This is a genomic window from Amycolatopsis sp. TRM77291 (assembly GCF_054166285.1).
Genome location: NZ_JBSZHF010000001.1, coordinates 7,845,816 through 7,866,821, shown reverse-complemented (window position 1 = coordinate 7,866,821; position 21,006 = coordinate 7,845,816). Strand labels below are relative to the sequence as shown.

The following is a 21,006-nucleotide window of genomic DNA, read 5'->3' as shown; positions in this document are numbered from 1 at the left end:
TCAGTCTTCCTTTCCCAGAGCTTGGCCGACCGCGGTGACGAGCAACGCGAACGAAGTGGCCCCGGGATCGGCGTGCCCTTCGCTCCGCTTCGCCAACCGCGCCGCCCGCCCCTTGACGGGCAGCAGGTCCGCCGTGGCCTCGGCCGCGCTCACCGCGACCTGGGCCGCTTTCTGCCAGGCCTGCGGGACGTCGGCGCCCGCCTCGGCCTGTTCGCGCAACGCCAGCCTGAACGGCTCGATGGCGTCGAGCATGGTCTTCTCTCCGGGTTCGGCCTTGCCCAGTTCGACGAACGCCGCCACGGCGCCGTCGACGGCGTCCGCGAGGTCCGCCGTGGTCACCTCGCCCGGAGACCGGCCGCGCAGCCCCGCACCGGTCTCGGCGAGCAGGACCCCGTACAGCGCGCCGGACGCACCGCCCGCCGCGTCGGCGAACGCCGTCCCGGCGGCCAGGAGCGCGGTGGACAGCGAGTCTTCGTCACGCCGTGCGGCGGCCACCGCGGCCCGCATTCCCCTCGTCATGCCCAGCCCGTGGTCGCCGTCCGCCGCGACCGCGTCCAACCTGCCGAGTTCGGCCTCGTTGGCCTCGATGTCGTGCAGGGCCGCCGTCAGCGCCCGGTCCACGATGCCCTGTCCCGGTGGGGTCTCGGCCAGCAGTGAGTCCACTGTGGACTCCAGCGGCACCGGTGCCAGCGCGGCGCCGGTGCTCCGGTAGCCAGGGGTGTCGCAAGGAGCCGCGTAGAGCTCGGCGAGTTCGTCGTCGAGCACCAGGATCGACAGCGAGACACCGGCCATGTCGAGCGACGTGACGAATTCGCCGACCTCGGTGTGCAGCGGGCTGAGCCCCGCCGCGGCGAGCCGTTCGTGCACGCGGGTGTAGGTCGCGAACATCTCCTCGTACTTGGTGCGGCCCAGCCCGTTCAGCAGGACCACCACCCGGCCGTCACCGGCGGGCAGCTCCGGGAGGAGGCCGTCGACCAGTTCGTCGGCCAGCTCCCGCGCGCTCAGCCTGCCGACCGTGCGCACGCCGGGCTCGCCGTGGATCCCGAGCCCCAGCTCCATCTCGCTCTCGCCGACGGTGAACAGCGGCGCGGAAGCGCCGGGCAGGGTGCATCCGCCGAACGCGACGCCGAAGGTCCGCGTGTTCGCGTTCGCCTTCTCCGCCACCGCGTGCACGGCGGCCAGATCGTCCCCCCGCTCGGCGGCGGCACCCGCGATCTTGAAGACCAGGAAGTCGCCCGCGACACCGCGGCGCTTCTCCGGCGCGTCCGCGGGACCGCTGGCGATGTCGTCGGTGACCAGGATCGTCCGGCTTTCGACGCCCTCGGCGGCCAGCCTGCGCGCGGCGAGCCCGAAATGCAGCACGTCGCCCTGGTAGTTGCCGTAACCGAAGAGCACACCGGCGCCGCTCTCCGCGGCCCGCGCGGTGCGGTAGACCTGCTCGGCGCTCGGGCTGGTGAACACGTCGCCCACCACGGCCCCGTCGGCGAGACCGGGACCGACCAGCCCGGCGAACGCGGGATAGTGCCCGCAGCCGCCGCCGATCACCACCGCGACCTTGGGCGCGGACTCCTCCCGGCGCAGCACGCCGTAGGCATCGGGCACCTTGCGCACCGAACGCCCGTAGGCGGTGACGAACCCGTCCAGCCAGTCGCGTTTGAACGTCTCCGCGGTACCCAGGACCGTCATCGCCCGCTCGCTTCCGCGAATTCGCCGGACAGGTACGCGAGCAGCTTGCGGCGCACGTCGTCGTTGTCCTCCGCGACCTCGGCGGCCAGCTCCAGCGCGTCCGGTTTCGGCGGGTACACCGGGTTCGGCAGCGCGATCACGGTGAGCCCGGCCGCCGCGGCGGCGCGGATGCCGTTGCTGGAGTCTTCGACGCCGAGGCATTCCTCGCCGGACCGGCCCAGCCTGGCCGCGGCTTCGAGATAGACGTCCGGACTCGGCTTGCCCCTGGCGACCTCGGCACTGGACACGGTCGCGGAGAACTCGCCGGTGAGCCCGTGCTTGCCGAGTACCGCGTCGATCACCCGGCGGGCGGCCGACGACGCCAGCGCGACCGGCACCTTCGCGCTCACCTCGCGGACCATCTCCCCGGCGCCCGGCAGCAAGGGCGCCTCCCCCGCCTCGATCGCGGCGATCATGCCGTCCACCACGGCACGCTCGACCTCGGCCGCGCTTTCCGGGGTGCCGGACCGCTTCGCGAGGTACGCGGCCCATTCGGGCGCGCTCATCCCCTGCACGGACGCGGTGTCCTCAGCCGTCCATTCGGTGCGGTGCCGGGCGGCGTACGCCACCCAGTTCTCCTCCCAAAGGTGTTCACTGTCGACGAGGACACCGTCCAGGTCGAACACCACCGCGGCGAGTGCCATCCGGCGTCTCCTTTCACATCGATGCTGTTAAGTTAACATCGATGATGTGATCTGGACAAGCCCTGAGGAGGGATCCCGTGGTCGCACGGTTGTTATTGGCACGGCACGGCCAGACCGAATGGCACGCCGAGAACCGGTACGCGGGCAGCAGCGACGTCGCGCTGACCGAGGAAGGGCTGCGCCAGGCGGACGAACTCGCCGGCTTCGCCGCCGCGATCGAGCCGTCGGCCGTCTTCTGCTCGCCGCAGAGCCGGGCCCGTCGCACGGCGGAACCTTCGGCCGAGGCACTGGGCCTGCCCTTGCGGGTGGTCGACGGCCTGCGTGAAGTCCACTTCGGACTGATGGAAGGGCGCACCCGGGACGAGCTGGCGGCGTCGGATCCCGAGGCGGTCGCGCGGTTTCTCGCCGACCCCGTGACCGGCGCCTTCCCGGGTTCGGAGCCTCCAGCGGAAGCCGCCGCCCGCGGAGCCGCGGCTTTGCGCGGGATCGCCGCCGAGGTCCCAGGCGAGACCGTGCTGGTCGTCGCGCACAACACGCTGATCAGGCTGACCCTGTGCGCGCTGCTCGGCATCCCGCTCGAGACCTACCGCACGGTGTTCCCGCGGCTGGACAACGCTGCCGTCACCGAGATCGCGATCGACGGCACGCGCACCGGCCTGCTGCGCTTCAACCAGCCGGCGCGCACGCGATACTGAACGGCATGAGCGATGAGAAGACGGCCGGTGCGAGCGCACACTCTCGTAACACGCGTCAGCAGCTGATCACCGAATACGTCTTCAAGACCGGCTCCTCGAGCATCGCCGAACTGGTGGAACTCACCGGCGTCAGCACCATGACGGTGCACCGCGACGTCGACGAACTGGCGCGGCGCGGCCTGCTCCGGAAGTACCGGGGCGGCGTGTCGGCCATGCCGTCGACCGTCTTCGAAAGCAACGCCGACTACCGGATGAACGTGCATTCGGAGGAGAAGATGGCCATCGCCGCGCACGCGCTCGCCCGCGTCGAACCGGGGATGTCGATCCTGCTCGACGACTCCACGAGCGCGCTCGCGCTGGCGAAGATGCTGCACCGGGTCACCCCGCTGACCGTCGCGACGAACTACCTCGGCGCCATCGAGCTGCTCAAAGGCGTCCCCGACCTGCGGCTCATCTGCATCGGCGGCGACTACTCGGCGACCCACGACTCGTTCCTCGGCATGCAGAGCCTGGAGGCGATCGAGCGGATCAACGTCGACGCGACCTTCGTTTCGACCTCGGCGATGAACACGCGGATGACGTTCCACCAGGAGCCGGAGATCGTGATGCTGAAACGCGCGATGCTGGCCAGCGCCCGGACGAAGGTGCTGCTGATGGACCACAGCAAGACCGAACGCGCGGCACTGCACCGGCTGGCGCCGCTGAGCGACTTCGACGTGCTGATCGTCGACGACGGGGTGGAAGAACATCTGGCCGAGGAGATGCGGAGCCAGGTGGAAGTGGACATCGCGGAGCTCTGAGGGCTCTGGATCGCGGGCCGAGGGGCCAGCGCGCCGCCCGCGCCCATGTCGCGAAAGCCACTTTCGCGACGCCTGATGTCCTGAAAGTGGCTTTCGCGACGCGTTCGGCCGAACTGACCGGTCACCTCGAATCGTCACTCACGGCCGACGCATGTGCCGCCGTTCCGCGAAGGCCCCGGATCCGCCCGGACGCGCGAGGCTAACACGAAAATCGACCGACGTAACATCTTGAAAGTTAAGTTAACACGATCCATGATACGCTGAACACGACGTCATGGAGGCGTGCATGAACCAGGTAACATCGCCGTTATCGCGACCCGAGAGCGGGTTCGCCCGTGTACTGAACCGCTGGGGCCTGCCCGCCCCGCTGTTCCTCGGCTACGCCGGGCTGCTGCTGTTCATGATCGGCGACGGGGTCGAGTCGGGCTTCATCGCGCCGTTCATGGCGGACAACGGCGCGGGCACCGAGCTCAAGGCTTCGTACGTGATCACCGTGTACGGCGTCGCCGTGATGCTGGCGTCGTGGTTGTCGGGCGCGCTCTCGGATCTGTGGGGGCCGCGGCGCGTGATGATGATCGGCCTGGCCATCTGGCTGGTGTTCGACGTGCTGTTCCTCGCGGTCGCGGTCTCCGGCGAGAGCTACCCGTTGATGCTGGTGTTCTACGGTCTCCGCGGTTTCGGCTATCCGATGTTCGCGTTCGGTTTCCTGGTCTGGATCACGGCGGTGGCGCCGGTCGCCAGGCTCGGCGCGGCCGTCGGCTGGTTCTACTTCGCGTTCACCGGCGGATTGCCGACGCTGGGCGCGCTGGTCGCGAGCTTCACGAACCCCGTTCTCGGCCAGTACGGCACGCTCTGGCTGTCGGTGGCGCTGCTGGGGCTCGGCGGAGTGCTGGCGATCTTCGGGGTCCGGCAGCGGACGGGGTACACCCGGCTCGCGCCGCCGGACGTGAAACCGGTGCAGAGCCTGGTGTCCAGCGTGTCGATCGCGTGGAAGAAGCCCCGCGTCGGCGTCGGGATGCTCGTCCGCGTCATCAACACCGCGCCCGAGTTCGGGATGCTGGTGTTCTTCCCGACGATCTTCATCGAGGACATCGGGTTCGGGGAGAGCCGCTGGCTCCTCCTGGTCTCGGTCATCTACGGGACGAACATCTTCTTCAACCTGATCTTCGGCGTGCTGAGCGACCGGATCGGCTGGCGCACCACGATCTTCTGGTTCGGCGCGATCGGCTGCGCGATCTCGATCCTGTTGCTGTACTTCGTCCCGATCGCCATGGGCGCCGAGTACTACTGGCTCGCGCTGCTCGTCGGCGCGCTGTACGGCGCCACGCTCGCCGGGTTCGTGCCGATCTCGGCACTGCTCCCCTCCCTCGCCCCGGAGAACAAGGGCGGTGCGATGGCGCTGCTGAACCTGGGCGCGGGCGCGGCGGCGTTCGTCGGGCCGGCGATCGTCAGCCTGTTCCTCGGCCCGCTGGGCGCGGCCGGAGTGGTGATCGTCTTCGCCGTGCTGTATCTGGTCGCGGCGGTCATGGTGCGCTATCTGAAATTGCCCGAGGAGACGGCGAAGGCGATCGAAGAGGACAAGAGTCTGCAAGAAGTCGGAGAGAAGGTCGTCACCACGTGAACCAACCCGTCACGATCGGCATCGACGTCGCCACCGCGGGGGTCCGCGCCCTCGCGGTGGGCGGCGGCACCGTCCTCGCTTCGGCCGCCACGCCGCTGCCCACACCGGTCCGCGACGGCCGCGGGCGCAGCGAGCAGGACGCCCGGTCCTGGTGGCCCGCGGTGAAGACGGTGCTGGCGAAGGTCACCGGCGACCTGCCGGGCAGGGGCGGCGAGGTCGTCGCGGTGGCCGTCGCCGCGACGTCGGGGACGATCGTCGGGGTCGACGCCTCGGGCGAGCCGGTCACGCCCGCGCTGATGTACGACGACAGGCGTGGCGCGGAGCTCAACCGCGAGGCCACCGAACTCGGCGCGGACCGCTGGCGGCGGCTCGGTTTCGGCGTGTCCGCCACGGCCGCGCTCGGCCGCATCGCCTGGCTGGCCGGGCACGTCCCCGGCGTCGCCGGGATCCGGCACACGCCGGACCTGATCGCCGCCGAACTCACCGGCGGGCCGGTGGCCGCCGACTGGTCGCATGCGCTGAAGAGCGGCTACGACCCGCTCGCCCTCGAATGGCCGGGCGAGGTGTTCGATGCCTTGGGAGTGCCGGAGAGCCTGCTGCCCTCGGTGGTCGCACCGGCCACCGTGCTGGGCGAGGTGGCCCGCCCGGTCGCCGGGCTTCCGGCAGGCTGCCGGGTCGTGGCCGGGATGACCGACGGCTGCGCGGGCCAGCTCGCGGCCGGTGCGGTCACCCCCGGCAGTTTCGTCGGCATCCTCGGCACGACCTATGTACTGAAGGGAGTCACCGAGGAACTGGTGCCGGATCCGACAGGGGCGATGTACAGCCACCGTCATCCGGACGGCTGGTGGCTCCCGGGTGGCGCGTCGAACACCGGCGGCGAGGCCGTCGCCGGGCAGGAGCGTCTTCCGGAGTTCGACGCGGCGGCGGCCGCCCGTGGCCCGGCCGAGATCGTCGCGTACCCGTTGCGGCGCAAGGGCGAACGCTTCCCGTTCACCAGCGCGGACGCCGAAGGCTTCGTGTCCGGCGAAGCCGACGAGGTCGAGCTGCACCGGGCCCGGCTGGAGGGAGTCGCCTTCCTAGAGCGGCTGGCGTTGGATCACCTGCGCCGCCTCGGCGTCACGATCACCGATCCGCTGCTGGCGGCGGGCGGCGGCAGTAAGAGTCCTTTGTGGACTCGGATCCGGGCGACCGTCACCGGTCTCGGCCTGCGGGTGTCACCACAGGCCGAAACGGGATACGGTGCCGCGCTGCTCGCCGCGGCGGGAGTCCTGCCGGGCGGGCTCGCGGAGGCGTCCGCAGGGCTCGGCAAGGGAGTGCTGGTCGAACCCGACGAGCGCGAAAGCGCCGCGCTCGCCGAGTCGTACCGGCGGTTCTGCACCGAGCTGCACACCCGGGGCTGGATCGACGACGAACTGTTCGCCGTCGCCCAGCGGTGAGAGATCAGGAAGGACGTGGGCCGTTGGTCTTGTCAGGAGCCGGCTTCGGTGCGGGCTTGGGCGCCTCGGCGGCCTCAGGAGCGGGAGCCAGCAGCCGGATGGCCTCCTGGACGGCGACGTCCGTGGCGGAAAGCCGGTCGGCGACCTTCGACCGGAGTTCCAGCGCGAGCTTCCTCGCCTGCTGAGCTTCGGCCTGCTGGGTCTTCGCGTCGGCGAGGGCCTCCGCGACCTGCTCCTGCTTCGCGGCGATGTCCTCCGCCGAAGCCTTCTCCGCCTTGGCGATCTTCTCCGCCGAGATCCGTTCGGCTTCGGCGCGTTTGGCCGCGGACACCCGGTCGGCTTCCGCGATCTTGTCCGCGGACGCCTTCTCCGCCTCCGCGCGGCGAGCGGCCGATGCCTCCTCGGCCTTCTTGTCCGCCGCGGCGCGGGTCCGGACGCTCTCCATGTCCAGTTCCTTGCGCTTCTGCGCCGCCTCGGAGTTCAGCCGTTCGATCTCGGCCTTGGCGTCCGCGAGCAGTTTCTCCCGCTCCGCCTGCGCGTCCTTGGCGGCCTTGTCGATCGCACGCTGGGTTTCGTGGGCGTACTTGTCGGCTTCGGCCCGTGCCGACTTGGCGTCCGCTTCGGCGGCGGCCTTGAGGTCGGCGATCTCCTCCTCGGCGAGCTGCATCATCATGCGGACGCGTTCGGCCATCGCGCCGGCGCCGGACGGGCTCGAACTCATCCGCACGAGGGCGGCCTTGGTCTCGTCCAGTTCCTTCTGGGCGTGGCCGAGCGCCTTGGTGAGCTCACCGGCGGTCGCCACGGCCTCGTCGCGGCTGCGTGAGGCCTGCTTGATTTCGGCCGCCAGCTCGGCGAGACGCTCGTCGACCTGACGCTTGTCGTAACCGCGGACAGCGCCCGCGAACTGGGACGATTTCGCTGAGGGCGCCTGAGGCGCCGTCTTCTCAGGAGCGACCATGGCGGCCACCTTAATGAGCGGGGACCCGTGCGGCAGTACCGCCAAACGGCTGCACTCGGCGTACGGCAGGGCGATCACATGGCATCCTGCTTTGTTGACGGCTCGTAAGCAGAGGAGGCCTGGTTGGACATCTCGGCGATCCTCGAAGACATCCGCGAGCATTGGCACGTCTACGCCACGATGCCCTTCATCGCCGCGCTGATCGGGTACATCACGAAACGCGTCGCCATCGAGATGATGTTCCGGCCGCTGGAGTTCGTCGGGATCAAACCCTTCCTCGGCTGGCAGGGGGTCATCCCGGCCAACTCGCGCCGGATGGCGACCACCGCCGTCGACCTGCTGACCAAGAACCTCGTCGATCCGCAGGAGATCTTTTCCCGGCTCGATCCCGAGGAGGTGGTCAAGGAACTCGAGGAGCCGCTACTCAAGGCCGTCGAAGACGTCACCCGCGAGGTCATGGAGCAGTACCAGCCCAGGCTGTGGGAACTGCTGCCGACCCGGGCGCAGCGCATGCTGGTCGACCAGGTGCGCGCGCAGGCGCCGAAGGTCGTCGCGAGGCTGATGCGCGAGGTGTCGGCGAACATCGACGAGGTCCTCGACGTCAACGAGATGCTGATCAACGCGATGGTCCGCGACAAATCGCTGACCTGCCGCCTGATCAAGGAGGTCGCGACCCCGGAACTCCGGTTCATCGCCCGGTCCGGTATCTGGTTCGGTTTTGTCATCGGCCTGGTCCAGTTCGTCGTGTGGGCGCTGACGAAGCAGCCGTTGATCATGCCGATCTTCGGTTTCGTCACGGGCTTCGTCACGGACTGGCTGGCCCTGAAGATGATCTTCTACCCGCGCGAGCCGCGCCGGTTCCTGTTCTTCAGCTGGCAGGGCATGTTCCAGAAACGTCGCCAGGCGGTCGCCAAGGACTACGGCGCGCTGATCGCGGACGAGGTGCTCACCGTGCGGAACGTGATGGAGGCCGTGCTCACCGGGCCCAAGTCGGACAAGCTGTTCGCGATGATCACCCGCGAGGTGCAGCGCACCATCGACGCGCAGGCGAGCATCGCGAAACCCTTGGTGGCGCTGACCGTCGGCGGGGTCCAGTACCAGGAGATGAAGAAGGCCGCGGCGGAGAAGGCCATCGCGTATCTCCCCGAAACGGTGAAACACGTGGAGAGCTACGCCACTGACGCGCTCGACGTCCGCAACACCATCGTCACGAAGATGCAGCAGTTGACCCCGCTCGAGTTCGAGGGGATCCTCCGTCCCGCCTTCCAGCAGGACGAATGGAAGCTGATCGCGGTCGGCGCGGTGATCGGCGGGCTCGTGGGTGAACTTCAGGTCCTGCTACTCCTCCATTGAGGACAGGCGGCTAGGTTGCCCCTCAAGCGCGACGCGGGAGGGGCTGGAAAGTGGACGCCGTCATCGCCGATCTCGGCGAGCACTGGCCGGTGTACGTCAGCATGCCGTTCATCGCCGCGCTGATCGGCTACGTCACCAAACGCGTCGCCATCGAGATGATGTTCAAACCGGTCGAATTCGTCGGCGTGAAGCCGTTCCTCGGCTGGCAGGGGGTGCTGCCGGCCAACGCCGAGCGGATGGCCGCGACCGCCACCGAAATGCTGACGACCAACCTCGTCGACCCGAAGGAGATCTTCGCCAGGCTCGACCCGGCCCAGGTGGCGAAGGAGATCGAGCAGCCGCTCCTGCGGATCGTCGAGGACGTCACCCGCGAGGTGATGGAGCAGTACCAGCCAAGGCTCTGGGAAGTGCTCCCGAACACCGCCCAGCAGTTGCTGCTCAAACGGGTGCAGGCCGAGGCGCCGCGCGCGATCACGAAGATCATGGGCGAGATCGCGGAGAACATCGAGGACGTACTCGACCTCAAGCACATGGTCGTGACGAACCTGGTGCGCGACAAGGCCTTGCTGAACCGGCTGATCCGCGACATCTCACGGCCGGAGATGCGGTTCATCGCGCGGTCGGGGATCGTGTTCGGGTTCTCGCTCGGCTGTGTGCAGCTGCTGGTGTGGGCGCTGACGAAGTCGCCGATCGTGCTGCCGCTGTTCGGGATCGGCATCGGCTGGTTCACCGACTGGATCGCCCTGAAGATGATCTTCCTGCCGCGGGAGCCGAAGCGGTTCTTCGGCTTCTACACCTGGCAAGGCGTCTTCCAGAAGCGCAAGGACCAGGTCTCCGCCGACTACGGTGACATGATCGCGCGCGAGATCATCACCATCCCCAACCTGCTCGAAGCCGTGCTGAGCGGGCCGAAGTCGGACAAGCTGTTCACGATGATCACCCGCGAGGTGCAGCGGACGATCGACGCACAGGCGAGCGTCGTGAAGCCGTTCGTCGCGCTGGCCGTCGGGAGCAGGCGGTTCCAAGAGATGAAGCAGACGGCGGCGGCGAAGGCGGCGGCACGGATCCCGGAGACGATCCGCCACGCCGAGAGCTACGCGGTCAACGCGCTCGACGTCCGGAACACCATTGTGGACAGGATGCGGCGGCTGAACCCGCTCGAATTCGAGCAGTTGCCGCGCCCGGCGTTCCGGCAGGACGAGTGGAAGCTGATCGCCGTCGGCGCGGTGATCGGGGGCCTCGTCGGTGAACTTCAGGTGCTTCTGCTGCTTCACTGACGGCCACCCGATACCGTTTCCCCCTTCCCTGAGCGATGCGAGGAGGTCGAGTGGACGCGGTCCTGGACGACCTCGCCCGGCACTGGTGGCTGTACGCCGCGATCCCGTTCGTCGCCGCGCTGATCGGCTACGTCACCAAACGCGTCGCCATCGAGATGATGTTCAAACCGCTCGAGTTCGTCGGGATCAAACCGTTCCTCGGCTGGCAGGGCGTGGTGCCCAAACACGGCGGGCGGATGGCCGCCGTCGCGACCGAGCTGCTGACGTCGAACCTGCTGGACGTCAAGGAGGTCCTGCGGCGGATCGACCCGGCGATCATCACGCGCGAGATCGAGCAGCCGCTGCTGCGGGCCGTGGACGACGTCGCCCGCGAAGTGCTCGAAAAGCACCATCCCAGGCTTTGGGAGGTCATGCCGACGATGGCGCAGGAGCTGCTGATCAAGCAGGTCCAGGCGTCGACGCCGCGGCTGGTGCGCGAGTTCATGGCGGAGATGACCGAGAACCTCGACGAGGTGCTCGACTTCCAGCATATGACCGTGCAGCGGCTCACCAGGGACAAGAAGCTGCTCGTCCGGCTGATCCGCGAGACGTCGCGGCCGGAGATGGCGTTCATCGCGCGCACGGGGATCTACTTCGGCTTCGGGCTCGGCATCGTGCAGGCGTTCGTCTGGGCGCTGACGAAGGAACCGTGGGTGTTGCCGATCTTCGGCGGCTGCATCGGGCTGTTCACCGACTGGCTCGCGATCAAGCTGATCTTCGTGCCGCGTGAGCCGGTGCGGTTCGGCCGGGTGGTCCTGCAGGGCAAGTTCCAGCGGCGGCGGGCCGAGGTCGCGCATCAGTACGGCGAGATGATCGCGAACGAGATCCTCACCGTGCCGAACCTGCTCGACGCCGTCCTGCGGGGGCCTCGGTCGGATCGGCTGTACGCGCTGGTCGAGCGGCTCGTGGCGCGGGCCGTCGACGAACAGGCGAGCGTCGCGAAACCGGTGGTCGCGATGGCCGTCGGCGGGCAGCGGCTGCAGGAGATCAAACAGGCGGCCGCGCGGAAGGCGCTGGAGCGGCTGCCGCCGACGATCCGCCACGCCGAGGGCTACCTGACCGAGGCGATGGACGTCGCGAAGATCGTCGAGCGGCGGATGCTCGGGCTGACCCCGCTGGAGTTCGAGGGGCTGCTGAGGCCCGCGTTCCGGCAGGACGAGTGGAAGCTCATCGCGGTGGGCGGGGTCATCGGTTTCGTGGTCGGCGAGCTCCAGGTCCTCCTGATGCTCCACTGACGCCGGATCGCGTTTAGCCCGCTAAACGCAGGTCCGCGCGCACCTGCGTTTAGCGGGCTAAACGCGATTTGGGCGTGAGCACCCGATCCGCTAGGGGACGGCGGGCTGTGCCACCGCCGTCGGCTCGACGCGGACCCGCGACGAACGCCCGCGCAGCCACGCGATGAGACGGCAGACGAGGTAGATCACGAACGAGATCGTCGTGACGAAGGCGCTCACCGGCTTCCCCGGCGCCAGCGAAAGGATGATCCCGCCGAGCGCGGCGATCTCCGCGAACACGATCGACAGCACGGTCGCCTTCCACGGGCTCGCCGTGACCCGCGCGGCCGCCGCGGCCGGGGTCACCATCAGCGAGACCACCAGCAGCGCGCCGACGATCTGCACGCCGAGCGCGCTCGAGATCCCGACCAGCACCGCGAAGATCAGCGACAGCAGCCGCACCGGCACGCCGCGCGCGGTCGCGACCGCCGGGTCGACCGTGGCGAACAGCAGCGGCCGGTAGATCACCGCGAGCACCACCAGCACGACGACCGATGCGCCGACGAGCAGGTTCAGGTTGGTCGAGTCGATGGTGATGATCTGCCCGACCAGGATGCCGAACTTGTTGGCGCTGCGGCCTTCGTAGAACGACAGCAGCAGGACGCCCATGCCGAGGCCGAAGGCGAGGATCACGCCGATCACGGAGTCGCGTTCGGACTCGCGGCCGCCGAGGAGCCCGATCAGCAGGGCGGCGATGACCGCGCCCGCGAGGCCGCCGAGTTCGACGCCGACCCCCAGCAGCAGCGCGCCTGCCGCGCCGGTGAAGGCCAGTTCGGCGGTGCCGTGCACGGCGAACGACATCCGCCGCATGACCACCAGCGGGCCGAGCACCCCGGCGACCAGGCCGAGGACGGCGGCCGCGAGCAACGCCGTCTGAACGAAATCGAGACCGAGGAGTTCGCCGGTCAGGGCGAAGTCGAACATCTTGTCCACGGTGTCTATCCAAGAACCCGCGACCGGGATCGCGTCGCCAGGGCGCGAGTTCGCGCCGTCGGTCGAGCCGGCCTGCCGAGGCGCCCTGCCGCCCCGATGCCGAGGCCTCCGGCCAGGGCGGGTTCCACGTGTGGTTCAGGCCGCACGAATGACCTCACTTCGTCTACCACGGTGCTAGCCGGCCTGTTCGTCGATGTGGTGGGGTTCGTCCTCGCACAGCGCGCTCTGCGCACCGGCGACGTGGATCTGCCCGCCGACCTTCAGCACCTCGATACGGGTGCCGTACAGCTCGGACAGCGTCTCCGAGTTCATCACCTCGTCCGGTTTGCCGACCCGGAACTGGCCGTTCACCAGATACAGCACCCGGTCCACATAGGACAAGATCGGGTTGATCTCGTGGGTGACGAACAGGACGGCCGTCCCGGCGGAGCGCCGCCGCTCGTCGATCAGTTCGCTGACGGCGCGCTGGTGCGCGAGGTCGAGGGAGAGCAGCGGCTCGTCGCAGAGCAGGACCTCGGGGTCGCCGACCAGGGATTGGGCGACGCGCAGCCGCTGCTGCTCGCCACCGGAAAGCCGGCCGACCGGTTGCTTCGCGTACGCCTGCGCGCCGACGGACTCGATCGCCCGCGACACCAGCTGACGCCGCTTCGAGATCCCGAAGAGCCCGGTGCCCCACCGGTGCCCGTCCAGGCCGAGGCCGACCAGATCCACCCCGCGCATCGTCAGGCCCTCGTCGAGGGCGCGCTGCTGCGGGATGTAGCCGATCCGCCGGTTCGTCCCGCCGGGGCGCCGCCCCGCGATCTCGACCGTGCCCTCGGGCAGCCCCTGCTGGCCGAGCAGCACCTTGAGCAGGCTGCTCTTCCCGGAGCCGTTCGGCCCGAGGATGGCGAGGAACTCGCCGGGCTCGACGTCGAGGTCGAGCCCGGACCAGAGGGTCCTGGTGCCGAACGCGAGGCTCGCCCCGCGGACACGGACCGCGGGGCGAGCTTCGGCGGGAACGGAGGTCACTACTTCAGTGCTCCGGCCAGCGCGTCCACTTCCTTGGTCATCCATGCAATGTAGTCGGTCACACCCTGGGGCAGCGTTTCGGTGACGTCGACGACCGCGATACCGGCGTTCTTGGCGTCGCCGACGACCTGCTGGGTGACCGGGGTGGTGGTCTGCGCGTTGTTGACCAGCGCCTTGACCTGCTTGCCGGAGATCAGCTGCTTGACCTCGTTGAGCGCGGCGGCGGGCACGTCCTGCTCCGCTTCCACGGCCTCGGCGAAGGCCGGCGGCGTCGCGTCGGTGACCTTCGCGCTGTCGAGCAGGTAGTGCGCGACGGGCTCGGTGGCGACGACCTTCGCGTTCGAGGCGCCCAGGCCCGAGACCTTCTTCAGCAGCTCCTGCGTCTTGCCCTTGAACGCGGTCGCGTTGGCGGTGAAGGCGTCCTTCGAGGCGGGCTGGATCTCGCCGAGCTTCGCGGCGACCTGGTCGGCGACCTTCTCGACGCCCGGCAGGCTGTACCAGACGTGCTCGTTCTCGTTGCCGGTCGCGGCGATGTCGACGGCGACCAGTTTCTGCGCGCCGGTGGCCTGGTCGGCCAGCTTGGAGAAGAAGTCGTCGTAGCCACCGCCGTTGGACAGCGTCAGCTTCGCGTTCTTCGCGGCGACGGCGTCGCTCGCGGTGGTCTCGTACGAGTGCGGGTCGGCCGAGGGGTCGTGGATGATCGAGGTGACCTCGACCTTGTCACCGCCGACGGCGGTCACGACGCTGCCCCAGACGTCGGTCGAGGCGACGACCTTGATCTTCTCGCCGCCGCCCGGGTTCGCGGCGGACGCGTTCTGCGAACCGGTGCCCGTCGACGCCTTGTCGCTCGACGCGCAGGCCGTCGCGCCGAGCGCGAAGACGGCCAGGGCCGACACGGCCGCGAAAACACTCTTGGTACGGCGGGAATTCATTTACTGCACTCCTGCGGATGCCCTGGCCAGGTGTCCCCAATGCCGGGTAATGGAAACCGTTGTCAGATTCAACTGTACCCCATCCGGATGACGACGCCTCCGGTCCTGGTCCGAGCTGTACCCAGGGTCACTCTGAATCGAGACCTGCCACACGTCGGGTGATGCTTCTGCAAAACGTTCTGAACCGTTACGGTTTGCGGATGGGCCGTCCTATCCGCACCAGGAGGCAGGCGACACTGGCGTCGTTGGCCGCAGAGCTCGGTGTGTCGAGGACCACCGTCTCGAACGCCTACAACCGACCGGACCAGTTGTCCCCTGAGCTGCGCCGTCGCGTCCTCGAGACCGCACGCCGCCTCGGCTACCCGGGCCCGGACCCGGTGGCCCGTTCACTGCGGACGCGCAAAGCCGGCGCTGTCGGTCTTTTGCTCACCGAGAACCTCTCCTACGCCTTCCGCGACCCCGCCGCCGTCGGCGTGCTCGAAGGGCTCGCGCTGGCCTGCGAGGACGCGGGCGTCGGCCTGCACCTGGTCCCGGCGAGCCCGGGCAGGGAGGACGTCGCGGCCGTGCACCGCGCCGGCGTCGACGGTTTCGTCGTCTACTCGGTGCCCGACGACGACCCGCATCTCGGCGCCGTGCTGGAACGCCCGGTGCCGACGGTGATCGTCGACCAGCCGCGCGTCGACGGGGTCGACCGGGTCGGCCCGGACGACGCGGCCGCGGTCACCGCTATGGCCGAACACCTCATCTCCCTCGGCCACCGGCAGATCGGCGTGCTGTGCATGCGGCTGGCCCGCGAGCGCAACGACGACTTCGTCTCCATCCAGCGGCAGAGCGCCGCGCATTTCCACGTCCAGCGGATCCGGCTGGAGGCGCTGGCCGCCGCGTTCTCGGCGGCCGGGGTCGACTGGGCGACGGTGCCGGTGGTCGAGCGCTTCGACCACACGGTGGACGACGGCGCGTCGGCCGCGCGTCAGCTGCTCGACGCGTATCCGCAGGTGACCGCGGTGATCTGCACCTCGGACATCCTCGCCCTCGGCGCGCTGGCCGAGGCGGAGCGCCGGGGCCTGCGCGTGCCGCAGGATCTGACGGTCACCGGATTCGACGGCATCACCGAGGCCGAGCGCTCCGGGCTCACCACGGTCCACCAGCCGGTGCTCGAAAAGGGCAAGGCGGCGGGCAAGCTGCTGCTCAGCTCGGCCGACCGGGTCGGGCCGAAGGTGATCACCCTGCACACGGAACTGCGGGTCGGCCGCACGTCGGCGCCGCCACGAACGGCCGAAGAACGCTGGTTCGGGCCGTGATCTGCGTCCGCTCGCGTTGCTCTACCCCGGCGTGTCGGTTCCAATGAACGCGTGACCTCAATCGACGTACTGCTCAAGCGCAACCAGGAGCTGGGTGATGTCACTCCTGGTGACCGCTCGTCTCCGAGGCCATCACTCCAGGTAGCGATCCTGACCTGCATGGACGCCCGTATCCGGGTGTTCGAGATCTTCGGCCTGATCCAGGGCGAATCCCACATCCTGCGCAACGCGGGCGGGGTCGTCACCGACGACATGATCCGCTCGCTCGCGCTCAGCCAGCGGAAGCTCGGCACGCGCGAGGTGCTGATCGTGCAGCACACCGACTGCGGCCTTTCCATGGTCACCGAAGACGACTTCAAGGACGAACTCGAAGCCGCCAGCGGACTGCGCCCGACGTGGTCGGTCGAGGCGTTCCGGGAGGTGGAGGACAGCGTGCGCCGGTCGGTGCAGCGTGTCCGGCGCAGCGACTTCCTCCCGCACACCGACAACGTGCGCGGGTTCGTCTACGACGTGAAGCTGGGCCGCCTGACCGAGGTCGCGTAAGGGTTTTAAGCTGGCCCGGTGGGCGTCGACGCGGATGTGCTGACCGGGTGGTTCGACGAGGTGGGGCGCGACCTCCCTTGGCGTGAACCGGAATGCACCGCCTGGGGTGTGCTCGTCAGCGAGATCATGTTGCAGCAGACACCGGTCGCGCGCGTGCAGCCGATCTGGCTCGAATGGATGGCGCGCTGGCCGGTGCCGTCGGCGCTGGCGGCGTCGTCACAGGGCGAGGTCGTGCGCGCCTGGGGCAAACTCGGTTACCCGCGGCGCGCGTTGCGGCTGCACGCCGCGGCGGCCGTCATCGCCGCCGAACACGGCGACGTCGTTCCGTCCGATGTGGACACTCTGCTCGCGTTGCCGGGTATCGGCGCGTACACCGCGCGCGCCGTCGCGGCCTTCGCGTACGGCAAGCGGGCGCCGGTGGTCGACACGAATGTCCGGCGCGTGGTGGCCAGGGCGGTGCACGGCGCGGGTGATGCCGGGCCGCCGTCGAACACCCGCGACATGGCCGACGTCGAGGCCCTGCTGCCGCTGGAAGACGCGCCCGCCGCGAAACTTTCGGCCGCGCTGATGGAACTCGGCGCGCTCGTCTGCACCGCCCGTTCGCCGCGATGCGCGGACTGCCCGATCTACGACGACTGCGCGTGGCAGCACGCCGGACGGCCCGCGTACGCCGGGCCCGCGAAGCAGGTCCAGAAGTTCGCCGGCACCGACCGTCAGGTGCGCGGGCTGCTGCTCGACGTCCTGCGCGGCAGCGAAGGCCCGGTGGAGAAGGCGCGGCTCGACCTCGTCTGGCACGAATCCGGCCAGCGCGACCGTTGCCTCGACTCCCTGCTGGTGGACGGACTGCTCGAACAGACCAAGGACGGTCTGTTCGCACTCCCCGGCGAACACTAACGCATTACGACAAAAGTTGGTCAATGGTTGTCATCGGCGCGATGGCGGGTTAGTTTTCCGGCCAACGCGCATGATGGGAGTTACGCCCGTGGCCGACTTCGACCGACGTACCGCGCTCAAGGGCGGCCTGACGGCAAGCGCCGTCGGGCTACTGGGGACACCAACGATTTCCGCCGCCGACGCGGCGTCCGGGGTGACAGAACCCAAGATCCACGGAACGGCCGCGTGGAACGCGCGGCCGCCGAGCGGGACGATCGAGGTGCAGAACCACAAGCCGACGTACATCGTCGTGCACCACACGGTCGAACCGGGGAACGTCACCGACTACAGCCTCGAACACGCCTTCTGGGCATCCCGGGCGATCCAGAACTTCCACATGGACACCCGTGGCTGGATCGACACCGGCCAGCAGTTCACGAACAGCCGCGGCGGGCACATCACCGAAGGGCGGCACCGCAGCTTGGAGATTCTGCGCGGCGGCACCCGGCACGTGCTTGGCGCGAACGTGGGCAACAACAACAGCACCTGCATCGGGATCGAGAACGAAGGCCTCTACAGCACAGAGGACGTCACGCCCGCGCTCTGGGACTCGCTGGTGAAGCTGGTCGCGTACATGGCTTCGCAGTACGGGATCTCGCCGGAATTCATCAAGGGGCACCGCGACTTCAACTCCACCGAATGCCCGGGCACCGTGCTCTACAACCGGCTTCCGGAGCTGCGCGCCGAGGTCGGGAAGCTGCTTGGCTCCTCGTCGCCGAGGGTGGACCTGCCGGAGTGGCCGCTGCTCAAACCCGGCGACAGCGGGCCGCGGGTGCGGATGGCGCAGGAACTCCTGCGGGCACGCGGTTTCGCCGTTCCCACCGATGGCCTTTTCGGACAGTCCACAAAGGACGCGGTCGCGGCGGTGGCGGCACGGCACGGGCTGGAGCGCGACGCCTGCGGCGCGACGGCGGCGACCGACGAGACCGGCTTCCTCGGCTCCGACGTCTGGCCCCTCATCGCCGGCTCCGGCACCGATCTCCGGGCGCTGAAAGCACAACTCAACGGATGACGTCGGAGAGAAAAGCTTCCACGGCGCCGAAGTAGGTTTCCGGCGCTTCGTCGTGCACCACGTGCCCGGCGCCTTGGACGACGATGTGCCGTCCGAGGCCGCCGGGCACGCGTGCGGCCAGCTCGGCCTGCTGCCCGGGCGGCATCGCTGTCCGTTCGCCTTCGATCGCGAGCAACGGGCATTTCACGCGTTCGACGAACTCCCAGAAGTCGCGCCTGCCCCATTCGGCCGCGATCTCGTACAGGTCCGGGAGCGAGGCGATCAGGTGGTAGCCGTCTTCGCGTTCCTCGACGCATTCGATGAAGTAGTCGCCGGTGTCACCGAAGAACTCGCGCACATGGGCCAGCGAGCGGAACGGGACCGGCCACGATTCGAAGTACCCGCGCCAGGTGTCCACGGTCCGGCCGCGCTGGTCCGGCGCGAAGTCCTCGCAGACCACGGCGCGGACGAGGCCGGGATGCGTGGCCGCGGTGACCCAGGCGTGCAGGCCGCCCATCGAATGCCCGATCAGGACCGCGGGCTCGTCGAAGTTCCGCAGCACCGCGGCGACGTCGTCGGCGAACTGCTCGGTGCGCCAGGGCCCGCCGCGCGGTCCGCGTCCGTGACCTCGCGCGTCGAGCCCGTGGACACGCCCGTACGGCTGGAGCCTCCGCGCGACCCGCCACCACGTCGTCGCCCTGCCCATCAGCCCGTGCAGAAGGACGATCGGCGGCCCGTCGCCGCCGAAAGTGATCAACCCGTCGCGCTGGATCACCACTAAGCTCCCCTCCATGCGCAGCCGTGTCCCCGCCGCCGGTCTGGTCATGGGGGCCGTCTGCGCCCTGATTATCGGATGCACCGCCGATCCCGCTCCGGCCGCGCCCCCACCGCCGCCGCCGATGAACCCGGCTCCGGGCGCTTCGGGCGCGGGCGATCCGTACTACCCGATGGACGGGAACGGCGGCTATGACGCGACCGAGTACCAGGTCGGGATCACCTACGACCCCGCGAAAGGGCGTCTCGACGGCGACACCACGGTGATCGCGAAAGCGACTCAGGACCTCGATCGGTACAACCTGGACTTACGCGGCTTGACCGTGCAATCCATCGAAGTGGACGGGAAACCGGCGAAGTTCGCACGCGAAGGCGACTTCGAGCTGGTGGTGACGCCCGCCGAGCCGATCCGCAATGGGACCGAATTCCGCACGAAGGTCCTCTACGGCGGCGACCCGTCGGCGACGCCCAAGGCGGGCGGCAGCGAGAACGGCTGGCAGAAGTCGAAGGACGGCGGCGCGTTCATCGTCGGCGAGCCGCATTCGGCGTCGTTCTGGTATCCCGTCAACGAGACCCCGCGTGACAAGGCGATGTTCACCCTCGCCGCGCGTACGCCGGACGGCTGGACCGTCATCTCGAACGGGCGCGAGATCCAGAAGACCTCGGCGAACGGCTGGACCACGACGTCCTGGCAGGAGCGCACGCCCGTGGCGTCGTATCTGACCACGGTGGCGATCGACAAGTTCACCGTCGACCGGATGGCGCTCCCGGACGGGACGCCGGTGGTCAACGCGTACGCGCCGGGCGCCGAGGACCGGCGCGACACCGGCAGGCGGCTGCCGGAGATCATCGGTTTCCTGAGCTCGAAGTTCGGGCCGTACCCGGTGGACGCGGCGGGCGGTATCTATCTCGACGAGGACATCCATTTCTCGTTGGAGACCCAGACCAGGCCCACCTACGCGAAATGGGCCGACCTGATCACCGTCGTGCACGAAACCGCGCACCAGTGGTTCGGCGATTCGGTGACGCTGAAATCGTGGTCCGACATCTGCCTCAACGAATGCCTCGCGTCGTACGCGCAATGGCTCTGGCAGGAGTCGCGGGACCACGAGAACCTGGACGACCGCTACCGCGCCGCCCTCGAGATCATGCGCGGCAGCCAGGATTTCTGGAAGTCGAAACTGGTCGACATGGGGACCGGGCAGGAGTTCCGCGGCGTCTACGACAAGGGGATCCTGGCCATCCACGCGCTGCGGCGGAAGATCGGCGAAGTCGCGTTCACGCGCCTGCTGAAGGAGTGGCCGGCGACGTATCGGAACGCCAACGCCTCCTGGGCGGACTTCGAGGCGTTCACGATCAAGGTTTCGGAGCAGGACCTGCGGCCGTTCTTCGACGCGTGGTTCCACGGCACGTCGATCCCGCCGGACGCCGAACTCCTGCCCGGCACCCTGCGAGGCTGACTCCCCGCGTTCAGTCCTCTAAATGCGGGGAGGTGCGGTCGACCCCCACCTACCCGGCGCATTTAGTCCTCTAAATGCGTGGGCGCGGTCGCCTTCGCGCGCGTGGGCACGGACGTTGGATGTCGCGAAAGCCACTTTCGGGACACCAGACGTCCCGAAAGTGGCTTTCGCGACACGGCCCGCGGGNGGGGAGGTGCGGTCGACCCCCACCTACCCGGCGCATTTAGTCCTCTAAATGCGTGGGCGCGGTCGCCTTCGCGCGCGTGGGCACGGACGTTGGATGTCGCGAAAGCCACTTTCGGGACACCA

19 protein-coding genes are annotated in these 21,006 nt (G+C 69.0%); 12 read left to right on the top strand and 7 right to left on the bottom strand.

Annotated features, from left to right (window positions below; translation table 11 throughout):
- Positions 1–1,686 carry a dihydroxyacetone kinase family protein gene (locus tag ACXIZN_RS36850; protein WP_457959468.1) on the bottom strand — a complete coding sequence of 562 codons (1,686 nt, stop codon included), beginning with the start codon at positions 1,684–1,686 and terminating at the stop codon, positions 1–3.
- Positions 1,683–2,369 (bottom strand): HAD family hydrolase, encoded by a 687-nt coding sequence (locus ACXIZN_RS36845; protein WP_457959467.1) that lies wholly within the window; start codon positions 2,367–2,369, stop codon positions 1,683–1,685. Before ACXIZN_RS36845 ends, ACXIZN_RS36850 begins: the two co-directional genes overlap by 4 nt.
- 77 nt (positions 2,370–2,446) lie before the next feature.
- On the opposite strand from ACXIZN_RS36845, the gene ACXIZN_RS36840 reads away from it, so the two are divergent.
- From ACXIZN_RS36840 to ACXIZN_RS36825, 4 genes are all read left to right on the top strand, one after another.
- Positions 2,447–3,064, top strand: coding sequence for a histidine phosphatase family protein (locus ACXIZN_RS36840; protein WP_457959466.1), 618 nt, complete (start codon positions 2,447–2,449; stop codon positions 3,062–3,064).
- A 5-nt stretch (positions 3,065–3,069) separates the two neighbouring features.
- A complete protein-coding gene (locus tag ACXIZN_RS36835) occupies positions 3,070–3,864 on the top strand; it encodes a DeoR/GlpR family DNA-binding transcription regulator (protein ID WP_192743925.1) in 795 nt (264 codons plus the stop codon).
- Positions 3,865–4,150: 286 nt separating this feature from the next.
- Entirely contained in the window at positions 4,151–5,485 is a 1,335-nt protein-coding gene (locus ACXIZN_RS36830; RefSeq protein ID WP_457959465.1) for an MFS transporter, read from the top strand.
- Positions 5,482–6,921, top strand: coding sequence for an FGGY-family carbohydrate kinase (locus ACXIZN_RS36825; RefSeq protein WP_457959464.1), 1,440 nt, complete (start codon positions 5,482–5,484; stop codon positions 6,919–6,921). The genes ACXIZN_RS36830 and ACXIZN_RS36825 overlap by 4 nt, the downstream gene beginning before the upstream one ends.
- Before the next feature lie 4 nt (positions 6,922–6,925).
- Here ACXIZN_RS36825 and ACXIZN_RS36820 read toward each other — a convergent pair whose 3' ends face one another.
- A complete protein-coding gene (locus tag ACXIZN_RS36820) occupies positions 6,926–7,879 on the bottom strand; it encodes a hypothetical protein (RefSeq protein ID WP_457959463.1) in 954 nt (317 codons plus the stop codon).
- Positions 7,880–8,002: 123 nt separating this feature from the next.
- Between ACXIZN_RS36820 and ACXIZN_RS36815 the strand changes: the two genes are divergently transcribed.
- From ACXIZN_RS36815 to ACXIZN_RS36805, 3 genes are read left to right on the top strand one after another with little or no spacing between them, the layout of a single operon-like run.
- On the top strand, positions 8,003–9,232 hold the full coding sequence (locus ACXIZN_RS36815; RefSeq protein WP_457959462.1) for a DUF445 domain-containing protein: 1,230 nt from the start codon (positions 8,003–8,005) through the stop codon (positions 9,230–9,232).
- A gap of 50 nt (positions 9,233–9,282) precedes the next feature.
- Positions 9,283–10,509: a DUF445 domain-containing protein gene (locus tag ACXIZN_RS36810; RefSeq protein WP_457959461.1), complete on the top strand. Its 1,227-nt coding sequence runs from the start codon at positions 9,283–9,285 to the stop codon at positions 10,507–10,509.
- A gap of 50 nt (positions 10,510–10,559) precedes the next feature.
- A complete protein-coding gene (locus tag ACXIZN_RS36805; protein WP_457959460.1) occupies positions 10,560–11,783 on the top strand; it encodes a DUF445 domain-containing protein in 1,224 nt (407 codons plus the stop codon).
- Positions 11,784–11,873: 90 nt separating this feature from the next.
- Here the strand turns inward: ACXIZN_RS36805 and ACXIZN_RS36800 are convergent, their stop codons facing one another.
- The 3 genes from ACXIZN_RS36800 to ACXIZN_RS36790 all read right to left on the bottom strand — a co-directional run bounded on the left by ACXIZN_RS36800 (position 11,874) and on the right by ACXIZN_RS36790 (position 14,695).
- Positions 11,874–12,755, bottom strand: coding sequence for a metal ABC transporter permease (locus ACXIZN_RS36800; protein WP_126730193.1), 882 nt, complete (start codon positions 12,753–12,755; stop codon positions 11,874–11,876).
- 174 nt (positions 12,756–12,929) lie between these two features.
- Complete coding sequence (locus ACXIZN_RS36795) at positions 12,930–13,763, bottom strand: metal ABC transporter ATP-binding protein (protein ID WP_457959459.1); 834 nt, start codon at positions 13,761–13,763, stop codon at positions 12,930–12,932.
- Positions 13,763–14,695, bottom strand: coding sequence for a metal ABC transporter solute-binding protein, Zn/Mn family (locus ACXIZN_RS36790; protein WP_457959458.1), 933 nt, complete (start codon positions 14,693–14,695; stop codon positions 13,763–13,765). Before ACXIZN_RS36790 ends, ACXIZN_RS36795 begins: the two co-directional genes overlap by 1 nt.
- Before the next feature lie 200 nt (positions 14,696–14,895).
- On the opposite strand from ACXIZN_RS36790, the gene ACXIZN_RS36785 reads away from it, so the two are divergent.
- From ACXIZN_RS36785 to ACXIZN_RS36770, 4 genes are all read left to right on the top strand, one after another.
- Positions 14,896–15,996 (top strand): LacI family DNA-binding transcriptional regulator, encoded by a 1,101-nt coding sequence (locus ACXIZN_RS36785; protein ID WP_034310329.1) that lies wholly within the window; start codon positions 14,896–14,898, stop codon positions 15,994–15,996.
- Between the two features lie 51 nt (positions 15,997–16,047).
- Positions 16,048–16,539 carry a beta-class carbonic anhydrase gene (locus tag ACXIZN_RS36780; RefSeq protein WP_034310136.1) on the top strand — a complete coding sequence of 164 codons (492 nt, stop codon included), beginning with the start codon at positions 16,048–16,050 and terminating at the stop codon, positions 16,537–16,539.
- A gap of 18 nt (positions 16,540–16,557) precedes the next feature.
- A complete protein-coding gene (locus ACXIZN_RS36775; protein ID WP_457959457.1) occupies positions 16,558–17,433 on the top strand; it encodes an A/G-specific adenine glycosylase in 876 nt (291 codons plus the stop codon).
- An 88-nt stretch (positions 17,434–17,521) separates the two neighbouring features.
- Positions 17,522–18,484 carry a peptidoglycan recognition protein family protein gene (locus tag ACXIZN_RS36770; RefSeq protein WP_457959456.1) on the top strand — a complete coding sequence of 321 codons (963 nt, stop codon included), beginning with the start codon at positions 17,522–17,524 and terminating at the stop codon, positions 18,482–18,484.
- On the opposite strand, the gene ACXIZN_RS36765 is transcribed toward ACXIZN_RS36770, so the two are convergent.
- Positions 18,474–19,256 carry an alpha/beta fold hydrolase gene (locus ACXIZN_RS36765; RefSeq protein WP_457960691.1) on the bottom strand — a complete coding sequence of 261 codons (783 nt, stop codon included), beginning with the start codon at positions 19,254–19,256 and terminating at the stop codon, positions 18,474–18,476. The genes ACXIZN_RS36770 and ACXIZN_RS36765 overlap by 11 nt on opposite strands.
- On the opposite strand from ACXIZN_RS36765, the gene ACXIZN_RS36760 reads away from it, so the two are divergent.
- A complete protein-coding gene (locus ACXIZN_RS36760; protein ID WP_457959455.1) occupies positions 19,255–20,697 on the top strand; it encodes a M1 family metallopeptidase in 1,443 nt (480 codons plus the stop codon). The two genes, ACXIZN_RS36765 and ACXIZN_RS36760, sit on opposite strands and share 2 nt — an antisense overlap.
- Positions 20,698–21,006 lie beyond the last annotated feature (309 nt).

Bases quoted from the DNA above. Each gene is read 5' to 3' on its own strand.
- ACXIZN_RS36830 (WP_457959465.1), top strand. From the start codon at position 4,151: ATGAACCAGGTAACATCGCCGTTATCGCGACCCGAGAGCGGGTTCGCC.
- ACXIZN_RS36785 (WP_034310329.1), top strand. From the start codon at position 14,896: ATGGGCCGTCCTATCCGCACCAGGAGGCAGGCGACACTGGCGTCGTTG.
- ACXIZN_RS36835 (WP_192743925.1), top strand. From the start codon at position 3,070: ATGAGCGATGAGAAGACGGCCGGTGCGAGCGCACACTCTCGTAACACG.
- ACXIZN_RS36845 (WP_457959467.1), bottom strand. From the start codon at position 2,369: ATGGCACTCGCCGCGGTGGTGTTCGACCTGGACGGTGTCCTCGTCGAC.
- ACXIZN_RS36760 (WP_457959455.1), top strand. From the start codon at position 19,255: ATGCGCAGCCGTGTCCCCGCCGCCGGTCTGGTCATGGGGGCCGTCTGC.
- ACXIZN_RS36850 (WP_457959468.1), bottom strand. From the start codon at position 1,686: ATGACGGTCCTGGGTACCGCGGAGACGTTCAAACGCGACTGGCTGGAC.
- ACXIZN_RS36765 (WP_457960691.1), bottom strand. From the start codon at position 19,256: ATGGAGGGGAGCTTAGTGGTGATCCAGCGCGACGGGTTGATCACTTTC.
- ACXIZN_RS36820 (WP_457959463.1), bottom strand. From the start codon at position 7,879: ATGGTCGCTCCTGAGAAGACGGCGCCTCAGGCGCCCTCAGCGAAATCG.
- ACXIZN_RS36790 (WP_457959458.1), bottom strand. From the start codon at position 14,695: ATGAATTCCCGCCGTACCAAGAGTGTTTTCGCGGCCGTGTCGGCCCTG.